The 14,139-nt window shown below is 49.9% G+C and carries 12 protein-coding genes; 5 read left to right on the top strand and 7 right to left on the bottom strand.

The window, feature by feature from the left end:
- Positions 1-317 precede the first annotated feature (317 nt).
- The 5 genes from Pan241w_RS10580 (at position 318) to Pan241w_RS29705 (ending at position 5,187) form a co-directional block, all read left to right on the top strand.
- A complete protein-coding gene (locus Pan241w_RS10580) occupies positions 318-578 on the top strand; it encodes a hypothetical protein (RefSeq protein ID WP_145214874.1) in 261 nt (86 codons plus the stop codon).
- 513 nt (positions 579-1,091) lie between these two features.
- Positions 1,092-2,330, top strand: coding sequence for a hypothetical protein (locus Pan241w_RS10585; protein WP_145214877.1), 1,239 nt, complete (start codon positions 1,092-1,094; stop codon positions 2,328-2,330).
- 6 nt (positions 2,331-2,336) lie between these two features.
- Positions 2,337-2,657: a hypothetical protein gene (locus Pan241w_RS10590; RefSeq protein WP_145214880.1), complete on the top strand. Its 321-nt coding sequence runs from the start codon at positions 2,337-2,339 to the stop codon at positions 2,655-2,657.
- Between the two features lie 18 nt (positions 2,658-2,675).
- Positions 2,676-4,193 (top strand): P-loop NTPase family protein, encoded by a 1,518-nt coding sequence (locus tag Pan241w_RS10595; RefSeq protein WP_145214882.1) that lies wholly within the window; start codon positions 2,676-2,678, stop codon positions 4,191-4,193.
- A gap of 454 nt (positions 4,194-4,647) precedes the next feature.
- Positions 4,648-5,187: a type II and III secretion system protein gene (locus Pan241w_RS29705; RefSeq protein WP_261344303.1), complete on the top strand. Its 540-nt coding sequence runs from the start codon at positions 4,648-4,650 to the stop codon at positions 5,185-5,187.
- Positions 5,188-5,394: 207 nt separating this feature from the next.
- On the opposite strand, the gene Pan241w_RS10605 is transcribed toward Pan241w_RS29705, so the two are convergent.
- From Pan241w_RS10605 to Pan241w_RS10635, 7 genes are all read right to left on the bottom strand, one after another.
- Entirely contained in the window at positions 5,395-5,823 is a 429-nt protein-coding gene (locus Pan241w_RS10605; RefSeq protein ID WP_145214888.1) for a hypothetical protein, read from the bottom strand.
- Between the two features lie 551 nt (positions 5,824-6,374).
- Positions 6,375-7,355, bottom strand: coding sequence for an acetyl-CoA carboxylase carboxyltransferase subunit alpha (locus tag Pan241w_RS10610; RefSeq protein ID WP_145214891.1), 981 nt, complete (start codon positions 7,353-7,355; stop codon positions 6,375-6,377).
- Between the two features lie 94 nt (positions 7,356-7,449).
- Positions 7,450-8,985, bottom strand: a complete 1,536-nt coding sequence (locus Pan241w_RS10615) for a serine/threonine protein kinase (protein ID WP_145214895.1) — start codon at positions 8,983-8,985, stop codon at positions 7,450-7,452.
- Positions 8,986-9,178: 193 nt separating this feature from the next.
- A complete protein-coding gene (locus Pan241w_RS10620) occupies positions 9,179-10,303 on the bottom strand; it encodes an efflux RND transporter periplasmic adaptor subunit (RefSeq protein WP_145214898.1) in 1,125 nt (374 codons plus the stop codon).
- Positions 10,304-10,660: 357 nt separating this feature from the next.
- Positions 10,661-11,389 (bottom strand): YiiX/YebB-like N1pC/P60 family cysteine hydrolase, encoded by a 729-nt coding sequence (locus Pan241w_RS10625; RefSeq protein ID WP_145214901.1) that lies wholly within the window; start codon positions 11,387-11,389, stop codon positions 10,661-10,663.
- A 248-nt stretch (positions 11,390-11,637) separates the two neighbouring features.
- Positions 11,638-12,732, bottom strand: coding sequence for a methyltransferase (locus tag Pan241w_RS10630; protein WP_145214904.1), 1,095 nt, complete (start codon positions 12,730-12,732; stop codon positions 11,638-11,640).
- Positions 12,733-12,799: 67 nt separating this feature from the next.
- Complete coding sequence (locus Pan241w_RS10635; RefSeq protein ID WP_145214907.1) at positions 12,800-14,065, bottom strand: class I SAM-dependent rRNA methyltransferase; 1,266 nt, start codon at positions 14,063-14,065, stop codon at positions 12,800-12,802.
- Positions 14,066-14,139: the final 74 nt, after the last annotated feature.

The following is a 14,139-nucleotide window of genomic DNA, read 5'->3' on the forward strand; positions in this document are numbered from 1 at the left end:
TCAATGATGGGGACAAATACAGCGGCGAATTCCTCACGACAATACAAGCGAAAACGAAATTATAAAAGGCGGTCAAATTATTCGAGATAAATTCTCAAAAAATATGTGTGGAGAATTGAGGGCTGACGATCAGTAAAAAGACGTCAGCCTGTTTTGTTTAAAGAGGTGAAAAAATGGAAATCGCGACTGATGCCTTTACACTTGCCACTCTATTGATTTTTGCGGGGTTCATCATGTCAGCGGCGATTCATTTTATAACTTTTACGATTTCGGGCTGGAAACATTTTTTTCTCGGTAACTGAAAAGAGGTGATTTTCTTGAACGGATTTCTTGAAAAGCTGGATTCATGTAAAAAAGCAATTTTGGTCGTTCCTGCCATGTTGCTTGCGTTGTCGTTGGGTTCGTCTGCTCAGGCTCAGGGGTTGACGATCACTGATGTAACAACGGCAGTTGACGTTCCCGGTCTGATCCAAACCGGGGCGGGGGAGCTGGCTGCTATCGTGGCTGTTGCTCTTGTTGCCACAATCGCATTCATGATTGTGAAGTATGCAATGCGGTGGTTCCGCGGCGTTGCATAAAGTGTGCTTGAGGTTTCTGTCTCCTTGGTGAAAAGGGGCGGGGGGGATGTCGGGGGGTCTTTCCGAATTTCTTCCTGCCCTTTTTTTTCGTACAAAGCAAAATGGAATTTTCTTATGTACTCAGAGTTTTCAGATTATGAATCAGCGGTTTTGCTTTTGCTTGTGACTATCGCGATCACAACGGGCTTGAATGTGGGGCAAACGATGTGGGATCTCATTCGTAGGGCTGCAAGGGAACGTAATTTTTGGCTGATGGTGGTTTCATTGTCCTTATTCGTTATGCCTTCTGAATCTTATTCTCAATGTCTGAGAGATGATATTGTTGATCTACAGGTTCAGTCGTTTGGTTCTGGGGTTGTGAGTGCTGATTATGGTATTCAAGTTGCGTATACTTTTGAAAATATATATGGCCAACTTGAGACAGAATACAGTTGGTCAAAGTGCACTCTGAGTGGTTGTTCTTATGCCAGTATAGGCCAGTTGTGTTCTATTTCAGGTCCGGGGTTGCCGGAAATGTGGTGGGCCGTTCAAGGCTATCCAAGCACGAATCTTGCTTTGAATTATGGCTATGGTAGTGTGGCAAATGGTCAGATAGGGTCGGCTGCTTATCAATGCGACTGCAACGGAAATCCTTCCGGCTGTCCTCCCGGTCATACATGGAGTGGTACGAGCTGTGATCCCGATGGCCCATTGCCGCCATGCGGGCCGGGATATACGCGTGATGAATTAGGTTTTTGTGTCCCCGATCCGAACAATCCTCCTGATCCATGTGGGGAAGGGTACGTACGCGATGAGTACGGGGTGTGTAATCCCGATCCGGAAAACCCGCCTGATCCGTGCCCAACGGGGCAGACTCGCGACGAATATGGGAACTGTGTAACAGAACCTTGTCCTCCCGGTCATACGGCAGATGAATACGGGAATTGTATCGAAGATCCTTGCCCGGCAGGTCAGAGCCGTGACGAAAACGGGAACTGTGTTGACGATCCTTGTCCCGCTGGTCAAAGCCGTAATGATCAGGGCGAGTGTGTAGACGATCCCTGTCCTGAAGGTCAACAGCGAGACGATGAGGGGCAGTGTGTGCCGATACCTTGTCCGAACGAAGGGGAAGTGAGAGACATTGACGGCAATTGTGTTGTTCCGTGTGCGAGAGATGAGATTAGAGGGCCAGACGGAAACTGTGTGCCGGGCGAATGTCAAGAGGGCTATCATCGCGACGAATCCGGACAGTGTGTGCCTGGCTGCCCAGAGGGGATGACGGAAGATGAAAACGGGGTTTGTCAGTGTCCGGAAGGGCAAATTTATGATGAAGAATTCGGCGGTTGCATACCGACACCCTGTGATGATGCGGACGGGGATGGTTGCTGTGATGAGATCGATCCCGATCCCGCAAACTCAGAGTGTGGATGTACTCGTACTGAGACGGATACGTGTGGTGAGTGTAAAGAGTGTGAGAAAACAATGGACGATGTGTTGAATGATTACATCGATTTGTTTGAGCAATTCGGCGTAGATATCACTCCGTTTCAATCTGGCTCTGATCAAGCACTGAGTTGGATCATTCCTTTGCCGACTGTGGGCGGTTACTTCAGTTCTGGTCAGACTGTGACCATTTATAGCGATGAAAGGTCGATGGATGCGGGGCCATTGAAAACGGCTCTGGGTACGGCTCGTGCTGCCTTTCGGAATATTCTTTTAGTGGTACTGATTCTGATATCAGTACGGTCAATTATGCGTGTCTTTTTAGGATGAAAGAAAATGCAATCATTGTTTGAATATGCGTTTGGGTTTGGGGAGTGGTTTGACAAATTGATCAACTCGCTCTTGTGCTGGTTCAGTTCTGCTTATTGTTGGTTTTTCACTGTGATGACGGATTGGATTTATTCTTCTGTGGCTTATGTGATGCCGACAGAGCCGGGTTGGTACTCCGTCGATATATCAACATTCATTCCTTATTTTCAAGCCTGCAACGCATGGGTTCCATTAACAGAGGGGATGTTAGCGATTGCGTTCTGGGCTTCGGTCAAGATTCCGTTTAGTTCATTGAAATATGTGGTTGCGTTTTTTGTTGCTAAGTAGAAAAGGAGATTGCCAAGGATGGCTTATCGAGACCAGTTGATTGTTACGGCCGCTCCGTCTGGAACGGGCAAAACGTACGTTCGTGGTGTGCTCTACATCATGAAGATTTTTCTCCCCGATGAAGAGGGGGTTTTGTATTCGAATTACCCGCATGATTTGGATGCGATCAAAGAATACTTTGACGGCAAGATTGAGCCTGAGGAAATCGATAGACGGTTGCAACGTTTCCCGGCTGAAGTCCTCGACGAATGGCGGGCGGGTGTGTCGGGTCCGTGGGAATATTTCAGCGGTAAGGATCTCAAAGGGGCTCACATCGCCATTGATGAGATTCATAACTATGCGAGTCAAGAGCGTCATTCGAAAGAACACATTGACCAGTGGAAAAAATGGTTGGGTGAAATACGAAAGCGTGGTGCGACTGTTGAACTCTTGACACAAGCTCAGTCAAAGATTCCCAAAGTGCTACTCGATGAATCAGCGTATCTGATTCGCCTGGTTGATTCTCAGAGTCGGCCTGATCCGTTCTTTAAAATTGAACTGGCTGACTGGTACGAAATGTGTGCTGCGTATACGGGAATCTATCCGGCTGCTGTTTGGGAGATTAAAGAGCATCGGCACGGTAAGACGTTCAAGGAGGAATCCAAACGAAAGTGGAGGCGGGACTCTTATTACTACCGCTTTTACAATTCATATAACGATACAGAAGATGGGGAAGCCGGCACCGGTGAGCCGCCTCCGAAGATGTATCAGAAGCTTTCGTTTCTTCGCCTTCATTGGTGGTTCCTGAAGAAAAATTTTGTGACCATCTTTCCGCGAACGATTGGATTTGCCCTCGTTGCCTGGCTCGCTTTGGGTGGATTCGTGACTGTGATGCATTACATGATGGATCGCATGATGGCTACGGCAAAAGGTGTTGCTGTTGAAAAGTCAGAGAGTCAATCTGGTGCAAATGGTCTTGTTCCCGATGATGAAAATCTGGGTGAATGGGTCACCATCAAGCAGCGTAAGGAAGCGGCAGAAGAGTTAGAACGTGAGCGTGCTCGTGCTGCTGAGTTGGAAGCGTTCCGGAACGAAATGAATCAAAATGTTGCTGAAGTGAAACGGCGTGGTGATCGTATCGGGATGCTGTTTTCAGATTACGCCGTTACCGAAAACGGGCGGATGGTTCGACGTGGTGACGACCTCTATACCTATTTTGGATTGAAAATCATCAAGGAAATTAAAAAGGATGAAGGAAACGTATATTTCACGGATGGCTCTTTTACTCATATTGGTTACGGTACTCGTCGGTTGTCGGACAAGATCGAATCAATCACAAATCCAACCGTTCAAAAAGCATTTGACGGAATTGGTCCAAGAGGTCAAGAAACAAGAAAGCGAAGTCGCTTCACAAATGAAGAAAAGCGACTTATTAAGCTTCAAGGCAGTCGACCAACCTCTTTATTCACTCCTATTGGAGATGTCAAGAAAATCCAGGAAAACCATCGTCGCCGATCAAACGTTGATGCAGCGAGGCGTGACACTGGAAGTAATTGAACAGGATCTGACATCTGTTTTGTCAATGGTGGCTCGTCATTTGGGTGTAGATGTGGCTCGCAACGGTGATATGTATTTCATCGGCGAATTGAAACCGGAAGATCTGGGTGTGATGGTACGGCGTGTACGACGGCTCGATCAGGAAGCATTACAGCGAAGCTTGGAAGCGGTTTTAACTCAGAATGGGAAAGTTCATACTCTTAGTGATGGTATTGTTATTGCGTCGGACTCTGTGGAGGTGCTTCAGAAAGTCGATACGGTTATCGATGCGATTCATAATAGTGCGGCGGTAAGCTGGTCGGTCCAATTGTATGTGGTCTCAATGACTGATAAAGATTCCAGAGATCTCGGTTTTGATTTGAGTCCGGCCGCTGAGGTCAGTTACAGCCTGGCTGCTTTGACCAGTGGGAATATGGTTGAACTCGGGAAGATCGAAGCAAAGTTTGATGCGGTCATGCGTGCCTCTGATTCACGATCGACGTTAAAGACGATGGCAGAGCCGATGTTTATGCTTGCTGATGGTGAAATGGGAACGTTTCATCGTGGTGACTCTGTACCTGTCCCTAAACGCTCTGTGAGCGATCAGGGTGTTGTTTCTACGACAGGCTACGAATTGATCGAATCGGGTGTCTCTGTTGATGTGCTGGTACGTGAGGTAACAGATAGCGTTGTACGTCTTGAAGTGGATCTAAAACTTGATGAAATTGTTGAGTTGTTAAACGATGAAGCACCATTCTTGAGCGGTGAAACTTACAGGTGCAAATCGTTGCTTCGTTCTGGTCGTGTTGCGTTGATTGGATCACTCGAAAGAGGGCGTTCAAAAGGTGTTGCTTCCAAGTTTCTAAAATGGGGTTCATCCGACGAACGAGAGAAGTCGATTGTGCAAGTATGGGCGCGTGCTTACCGTGTTGATTTGACGGCTTTGGCGAACGATGAAGCGAGCGGGCCGAGCGAGCTGAAGAGTGAGCCGTTCCGCGTTGATTTTGATATTTGATTTTGGTTCTGTTGGTGTAATTTGTAATGTATTTTGTCAAAGAAAAAAGGATTGGACTTGCAAGGAAGTGATGAACAAGCTACTTTGAAACGCTAATAGAGTTATGTAGTATGTATAGACGTTTTTTGATCATGAACTTAACATAACGGACATTATCGGACGTTCGTGGTGGGGTGCATTATTGGGGATGGCTGTGTTGCCTGTCGTCTAGTGGCCGGGATTTTGTGATTGAAATTCCCGTTCGTAAAGCGTCCTCTGCTCCCTTGCGGAAGGGCCTCTGAGCGGCACATTGATTGTGTTCTGCTGCTGCACTTCAACGCGCTCTGCGTGAGCCCTCATTGCCACTGTGATTCGATGCTGTAGATCGTGCTGACCATGCAGAATCTGGTGACGAAAAATGGTTGTTTCAGGCGTGCGTTTCCGTGCCCCGATTCGCACCTTTTGACCGGTTCTCTGCAGTGCTGTTTCTGCGTCCCATTCCCCTGTGATTCTGGCCGCTTTCAGAGCTCTGCAAGTCGTCGAATCGTTCCATTGGAAATCGGCTTCCCGAAGTACACAATCACGGACCTGCACGCGCAGAATCGCGTCTCTGGCGGCCTCAAATTGGAATTGTGAAATACGTATCGCACTTCTCATATTGAACTCACTGGCGGGCCTCTGAGAGACCGGTTTTCTTTTGTCCCGAACCAAAGACCGTTTTTCATCCTCGCGGATCGATTAATAGAATCAGGACGCAGTCCTCGGTTGAGATTTTGACCGGGAATCGTCTGTTCTTAGAGCATAGCATCCAAATGTGGTTTAGACGTGCAGAGACTGACAGAACTTTGTCCCACTGCTGTTGGCATGGCATGAGCCCGGCTTACCGTCAGAGTCGTAGTAATCCTGCCGTCCGGAATATGTTTCGCCAGTTAGCGTTTCTTAATTCGAATTGGTCTTTGCAAATGAGGAGAAACCGGGGCTAACGCCCTTCGGCTAATAAGTCTTTCTGGCTGGCAAGTACCCAAAAACTAGATCAGCCGCACGACGTTAGCCGCGGTTAAAACCGACCTGGGTTAGATTGAGGTCCTGGTAATCACGTTCAAAACTAATAAATAAACACTGCCTATCCACAAAAAACGCCCGTTGGATCCTTTCTGGAATTCCAACGGGCGTTTGTGTTTTGAATAAGTTCTTGAAGCCGGTTTGTTTTATTCGGCTTCGACTCCTTCTACAGACTCATGGAACATGCCGATTTTGCGGAACTTTTCGTAGCGCTCGTCGACGAGTTGATCGAGTGGCGTGTTTGTCAGCTGCTTCAGGTTGGCGGAGAGCGATGCTTTCAATGCGGCCGCCATCTGTCGGTGATCGCGGTGGGCGCCGCCCAGTGGTTCAGGGATGACTTCGTCGATGATTCCCAGGTTGAGCAGATTCTGGCTGGTGAATTTCAATGCGTTAGCCGCTTCGTTTGCGAATTTGACATCCTTCCACAAGATGCCAGCACAACCCTCCGGAGTGATCACGGAATAATAAGCATACTGCAGGACGGAAATGTGGTCACCGATGCCGATTCCGATGGCACCGCCCGATCCTCCTTCGCCAATCACGACACAGATGATGGGGGTTTTCAGCAGCGACATTTCCCTGAGGTTGATCGCAATGTTGTAAGAGATCCCTTGTTCTTCCGCTTTGATGCCCGGATACGCGCCCGGGGTGTCGATCAGGCAGATGATGGGGATGCCGAACTTTTCGGCCATCTTCATTTTGGAGAGCGCTTTGCGGTAGCCTTCCGGGTGGGCACAGCCGTAAAAGCATTCGGTGCGTTCTTTGAGCGTGCGTCCTTTCTGCTGGCCGACGAACATGACTTTCTGGCCGTCGAGTTTGGCAAAGCCGGTCAGGATGGCCCGGTCGTCACCGATGGCCCGGTCGCCGTGCAGTTCTACGAATTCATCAAAGACCAGTTCGAGGTAATCCAGGGTCTGTGGTCGTTCCGCGTGCCGGGCGACTTTTACCGTGTCCCAGGCATCCAGGTTTTCAAAGATCTCACGTTTCATGCGTGTGATTTCCAGACGCATGTTACGAATCGCATCTTTGGTGTTGGGAGTCGGGTTGGGTTCCTGCTCGATTTTTTTGAGCTGTTCTTCCAGTTCGTAAATCGGACGCTCGAACGGAAGCTGATTAATGACTGACATAATATGTGAGACCACGTTTAAAAAATGAGGGTGATTATGTAACGCTGCGGAGCATTTTCGGATATGCCGGCAATTAATGCAAGATTTTATCTACTTAGATCACATCCGGCAATTCATCCATGAAGGGCAGATCGTCGTCGTTTTTCTCTTGTTTCTTGCTGTCGTCGCTCTGTTGAGCCGCCGGCTGCTGTGGTGCAGGCGGTTGTTCAGGCTTTGGTGGTGCCTGTGACTGGGGAGCAGCCGCCGGTGGTGGTTGTGGGGGCGGCGCAGCGGGTTGACCAGGCTGTGGCTGTCCCGGTTGGGGCTGAGGGGGTTGCTGCTGCTGTGGCGGCGGTTGCTGGGGTTGTTGCTGTGGTGGATAGGGTTGCTGTGGATAACCCTGTGGCGGGTACCCTTGTGGCGGCATGGGTTGCCCCTGATACTGCGGCGGATACATCATCGGCTGCCCCGGCATGGGTTGTCCTGGCGGCATCGGCTGCGGTGGGTACATCGGCTGCTGGTATTGCGGCGGGTATCCACCGGGCATGGGTTGAGGCGGCTGTTGCTGTTGTGGTGCTGGTTGGGGCTTCTTTTCTTTTGGTGGCTCCGGTGTGGGCTTCTTCTTCGTATTTGCTTTTCGCTGGGCAATCAGTTCCGCGGCCAGTTTCGGGTCATCTTTCACCAGCTGTGACAAGCGGGCGTCCGCGCGACTGTCGAGTCGTTTTTCCTGCATCGACTCTTTTTCTTCCTGGTCTGCTTTGGCTTTGTTCTGCGCGATAATTTCCGAAATTTCCGCTTTGAACATTTTGACGTTTCTGAGCGAAGAGACGACTTCTTCCATCGACTGGAACCGATCTTCCGGTTTCTTAGCCAGCATCTTCAGCACGAACTCATCAAATTCCGGTGCGACATTCGGATTAATACTGGAAGGAGCAACAGGGCGTTCTCCAATGTGTTTCAGCAAAACTTCCTTGGGGTTTTCGCCGTGGAAGGGAGTTTTTCCCGTGAGGACTTCGAAAATCGTAATCCCCAGACTATAGACGTCGGCACCGGGACCGAGGGGGAGTTTTTTGATGGTTTCGGGAGCGATATAGGAGCGTGTTCCCTGGACGGTCTTGGGTTTCCCGAAGAGCTTGCCGAGCCCTTTGGCGACCGGCACGGCGAGGCCGAAGTCGATGACTTTGACTTCGGAACTTTTGCTGATCAGAATATTTTCCGGTTTGATATCCTTATGGACCCAGCCTTTTTCGTGCATGTGTCCCAGTGCCATGGCCGTGGATTCGATCAGCTTGCGCAAACGGGACTGGACACTAAGCCGATCGGATGAGAGTTGCGAGCGGAGGTTGGGAGCGCGGAAGTAATCCATCAGCAGGTAAACGTGCTGTTTGGATTTCACAAATTTATGCAGGTAGATCAGGTTCGGGTGATCCAGAGCCCCTGCCACCTTGGCTTCCAGTTTCATGGTGGCGACAATTTCCGGGTTCTTCATGGGTTCCGGTAAAAGCCGTTTCATAACGAAACTGGTGGTGGCCCCCTCTTCTTTCACCTCCCAGATCTGAGTGGTGGTGCCATCGGCGATGAGGTTGATGAGTTTGTACTCATCAACCATGCTATCATCTTCTGTCGTTTCTGTTGTTTTTGCTTCAGCCACCGCGCAACCTCTTACTTTTTAAGTGATCCAACATGGAATCGCCGGAACTCATCGTAAGTGAATACAATGATCTGTTTTTCTGGGTTCTTGTTCGAACCTGAAGTGAACGTTGCGAATGAATTGCATCAGGCAGGGATGCTCTCTTCGCATCATATAGTGTAACGAGATTGCCGACTTAACGAAACAATGGATTCTAAAAGCTGACCTTTTTTTCAGGTGCTTTTGCTGCGGGGCGTCCGGGTGTTGTTCCCGGGGAAGTCTCTGTTTTGCCAATCTTCTGGGTGGGTTGAACCTGTGTGCCATCTGGCAGAGGCTGTGATGTACTGACGATGATTTCATCATCCTTGCTGAAGGGCGCAGACACAAACAGGCGTTCCGGGCCGATCTGTCCCAAAATCTGGGGTTTCAGGTCTCTGATCACATTTTCACGAACGATCTGAATTTTCCGCTCCCCTTCGGGGGTGTTGCTGACAGAAATTGTGGGGATTTCGGCAATCGGATAACGCGGAATCAAAGCCACGCTCACCGCTTGTCCCGGCCTGAACTGATTATTTTTGTTGTCCAGAATCACCACAGCAGACGTGATGGAATTCGCCAGATCTCGGAGTTTTTCAAATTGGGGCGCGAGCGGAAGTATCTGATCGAGGTCTGCTTGCGTCGCCTGTTCTTCCACGCTCAGGTTGATTTTTGCCCCTTTCAGGGCTTGTTCGCGTGCCAGGGGAATTTCAACTTGCAGTTTTGAGGTGTCCCCCAGTTCCAGCAGGGGCTCCCCTGCTCTGACAAATGCACCGGGCGCGGCGAAAATGCGGAAAATTTCCCCTTCAAAAGGGGCACGGATAATCGTCTGTTCCAGGCGGATGTTGGCGATTTTCAGTTCTGCCTGTGCGAGATCGAGTTTGGCTTTGGCAATCGCGGCTGCTTTGCCTGTTGCATTTTTGTGTTCCAAGGTCGCTACTTCCAGTGCTGCTTCTGCGCGGGCGACTTCCGCCTGAGGGATGCTGGGATCGAGGCGAACTAAGACTGCTTTCGCTGTTGATTTGTCTCCCGGTTTGACATCAATTGCATGTACGATTCCATCGATGGGTGAAGCCAGCGAGAGTGAACGTACGGGCTTCAGATTGAGGGGCACGTAATAATCACGGGGATGTCTGAGTGCGATGGCTTCGCGTTGAATTGCTACGGTCTGTTGCTGGTTGTCAGCTGGCTGAGCCTGGATCGGAGTCGTTGTCAGCAGCATCGCGAACAGCATCCAGAGGCAGATGGATCGATTATTTTTAAGGGGGACGGGCCTTGAGGAAGTCTGAGCATTGAACTGCATTATACTGGAGCTTTCATGTACGAAATGTGTCACACGTGAGCAAAAAATCTCTTATTCAGATTTTCGCTGACAAGCGTTGCAGTTTCAAGCAGTGTTTGCAGATCTTTCCGGGTTTTCACAGAAGATCTCAGTACGTGCTAGCTAGTGTTTTTTAATTCGAGTGCCTCTCTGCAAATGGAGGGAACCGGGGCTAATGCCCTTCGGCTAATAAGTCATTCCGGCTGGAAATCACCAAAAACCAAATCAGCTGCACGGCGTGAGCCGCGGTGAATACCGATTTTGGTATGGTTACAATCATGAGAGTCACACTCATAACTATTCAATAAAAGCTACCTAACACTCAGTGTTTGCTGATGCTTATTGACAGAGGACCCAGCCTCGCAGTTTGATACAGCAGGCTGAAGTGCAGTTTTTGGTATCAGCCCAGAGTTGAGAGCACCAGCCTCGTGGTTTTTCTGCAACCAGCGGAGGTCGTTCCAGATCGAACGTGACCGAAGGGACATAACGCTCTGATTTTACGATGCCTGTCACCAGCGAGGCGGGAGAAACTTTTGCCGGTGCATTGGCTTTCATCAGATTGCAGGCCGCTAAGGCATCAATCGCATATTCTGCACAGTGCACTCCCTTGGCGCGATTTCCCGTCAGATGATGTTTGATGGAATACGGCGTTCCCAGCTTTTGATCCAGAAAACGTTCATACTGAGCCGTCATTTGCTGGTTGAAGGCGGACCTGGGTTGAAAGACATGGATCGTGGCAGGACGCTGCGTGTTCAAATATCGTTTGAGCGTCAGGCAGCGGACTCCGGTTCCGTTCATGCTGTCGTAAACTAAGGGCTCTCCATTCCGCATGACAATCATGGCGACGTGGGTGTAAGCGCTTTGCGTAAAAATTCGGACTGCCAGGCAGTCACCTTTACTGAAGAGCAGCGTGCCAGTTTGGACGCGGGAAGAAAGCGAATCGGCCAGTTGGTCGAAGGTCGTAAAATTGGCATTCATTTGCGGGGTTACAGCCTCGATGGGCTGATCATTCCTTTGGGGATCCTGTGGGGTGGAAGCTAAGACAGCAATCGACAGGAATAATGACATAACAGCCTCCTTCTGAAAAGATCAATCTACTACCGGCATGGGCAGATCTGCCTTGTGCCGAATTCGCTAATCTCAGTTGCTTCAATGATATTTTCACATCAGTTCTTCGTTGTCAACGAGAATCTCTTGGAAAAAGATCAGAAAAAAATGAGCGAATTCTGAAAATCATTTCTGCAGAAGTCAGGCGGGGCGCATTGAAGTGCGAGAAAAATGATCAGTGACCCTCTGTTATATTCGCGAATCGTTTGTTATTCCGGTTTTCTGGCACTGAGCATGAAATGGTGCACGGCGCCATCAATGGCGACATCGGTAAAGAGATCGAGCAGCCGGTGCGCGTACCATTGATATTGTTTGGTTGAGAACTGTAACAGCCCTCCCGGTTTTAATGCACGCAGACTTTTTTGTAGAAAGACTTCGCCTTGTTCTTCGCTGTTGAAATAGGATTTGTTGGTGAGAATATAATCATAGGCCTCGGGTAAAATGCCCTGACCTTCCTCACATAACTCCACACTGACATTGGTCAATTGATTTTTGGCAATCCCCTGCTCCGTACATTTGACGGCGCGGGCATTGCTGTCAATGGCATGCACTGTGGCAGAGGGACAACGTGTGGCGGCGACGAATGCCACGACTCCCGAGCCGCAATCGACATTGAGAATGGTGGCGTTCTCTGACAATTCCATCAGATTGGTCAAAGCACGGGCGCTCTGGTTCGGACGACGGTGACTGAAAACGCCGGGCAGCGTGTAACCGTGCAACAGCGTCTCACTTTCCCGTACGACGAATTCATCGAGTAGAGTTTTCTTCTCAGGCAAATCCTGTGGTTTCTTTACCTGATAAATAATGCCGGCGTCTGACACGATCCGCGTGACTTTGTTGAACAGTGATCTCAGGAGCTTATGATATTCATAATCTTTGGTGCGCGACGAAGCGATGATCAACGTGCCTCCCGTTTGCAGGCTGTGTGCAGCGGAGAGTGTTAAGTCACGGATATACTCATCGGAAAACTGTTGCGCCAGCGGCAGCAGTGCGGCGTCATATTCGTCGACCGGGAATTCGCTGTCACAGATGGTGCTCCATTCTGTGGAAATGGTTTGCTCTTCCTGGATGAGGCTGCACTTGTGCTGAATGCGGCTGGAAATGGTCTTGTCAAAACTGAAGCAGTCCACGTGCGTGCCTTCGATGTTGCGCTGCAATAGTGCCGTGGTCAGTTGATGCAGGTTCGATTGAAAACAGAGCGTGCGCGTGGCGCTCCATTCCGGAGTCAGATAGTCCAGCAGCATTTGTTCGGGCGGTGGTAACAGCTTTTTGAGGCGTTGTTTTTTTTTCGACTTACGCGACATGGTGATTCATTTTCAGGAATTTGATCAGACAGATTATCTCACAGGTGGATTTGCAGATTTTCGTCAATTATAAAACCCGGCAGATAAAACATTTCAAGTAATGATTTTCAGGACAACTGGGAGAAACGGGGTGGTCAGCCGGTTGCCCTCTCTGTTCCAGAATCTGTAAGTGGCGTCCGGTGTGTTGAGAAACCGAAGCCAGCATCTGTTGAAAGTCTTGCTGGCTGATCAGTCCGGAGCAACTGCAGGTGACCAGGATCCCCCCCGGTTTCAAAACATCAAAGGCCAGACGGTTCAGGCTGAAGTAGCCTTTCAGCGCCTGTTTGACACCGCTGCGATGACGGGCCATTTTTGGCGGGTCCAAAATGACCGAGTCGAATTGTTCTCCGTCTGCTTTAAGCTGTTCCAGAACGCCATAGGCTTTCCCGGTTTCGAATTGAACCCGATTGCCGACGCCGTTCAGTTCCGCATTGGCTTTCGCCTGCTCAATGGCCGACTGTGAGGAGTCATAAGCGAGAACCGATTGGGCTGCGCCGTTGATGACCGCGTTCAACGCAAAGGCGCCGGTGTAGCAATGAAGTTCCAGCAGGCGGTGGTTTTTGACATAGCGAGAGACAGCGAGACGATTGTCGCGCTGATCCAGGTAGAAGCCGGTTTTCTGACCGGTGACCATACTCATGCCGTAGCGGACGTTGTTTTCTTCCAGAAAGAAATGTTCGGGAGGCGGGTCGCCGTCGAGTAACTGATCAGTGATTTCGAGCCCTTCTGCTTCGCGCATCCCCTTCTCTGTTCGCAGCCAGATGCCTTTGGGAGAAAAGCGGTCTTTGAGAAACTGAATGACCAGATCCTGTTTCAAAGAGAGTGCCAGGCTTGAGAATTGAACCAGGAACCATTCTCCATAGCGGTCAATCGTCAGCCCTGAGAGTTGATCGGCTTCGCTGAACACCAGACGGCAGCCAGTTGATTCCAGGGAATTGAGCAGTCCCACGGATTCGCGGAGTGCGACGGCCTGTTCCAGGCGATTGAGCCAGAAGGCATCGTCGAATTCCTGTGTTTCCTCCCAGGAGTAGAGACGGACGCGGATATTGCTGTTCGCGTTAAATAAACCCCGGGCAATGAATTCCCCCTTGTCCGATTGCAGGATGACTTCCGTACCTGGTTCGGGAGAGCCTTCGATCCGGGAAATGGCACCGGCAAACACCCAGGGATGACGCCCAAAGAACGGGAGCGCACGACGTGGCTTGAGTGTGACACGCGGCAGAGGTTTCGTTTCGGCAGCGGTTGTTTCGGTGGCGGTAGTCGCGTCAGCCTCGAGCGGGCTTGAATCACTCATGAGAGTTTTCTAATCAAAAAGATCGGTAGAGCGTTTGTCTCTATCGAAAAAGAAATAAGGGACGTTCATTCACA

The organism is Gimesia alba, from assembly GCF_007744675.1.
GTDB lineage: Bacteria > Planctomycetota > Planctomycetia > Planctomycetales > Planctomycetaceae > Gimesia > Gimesia alba.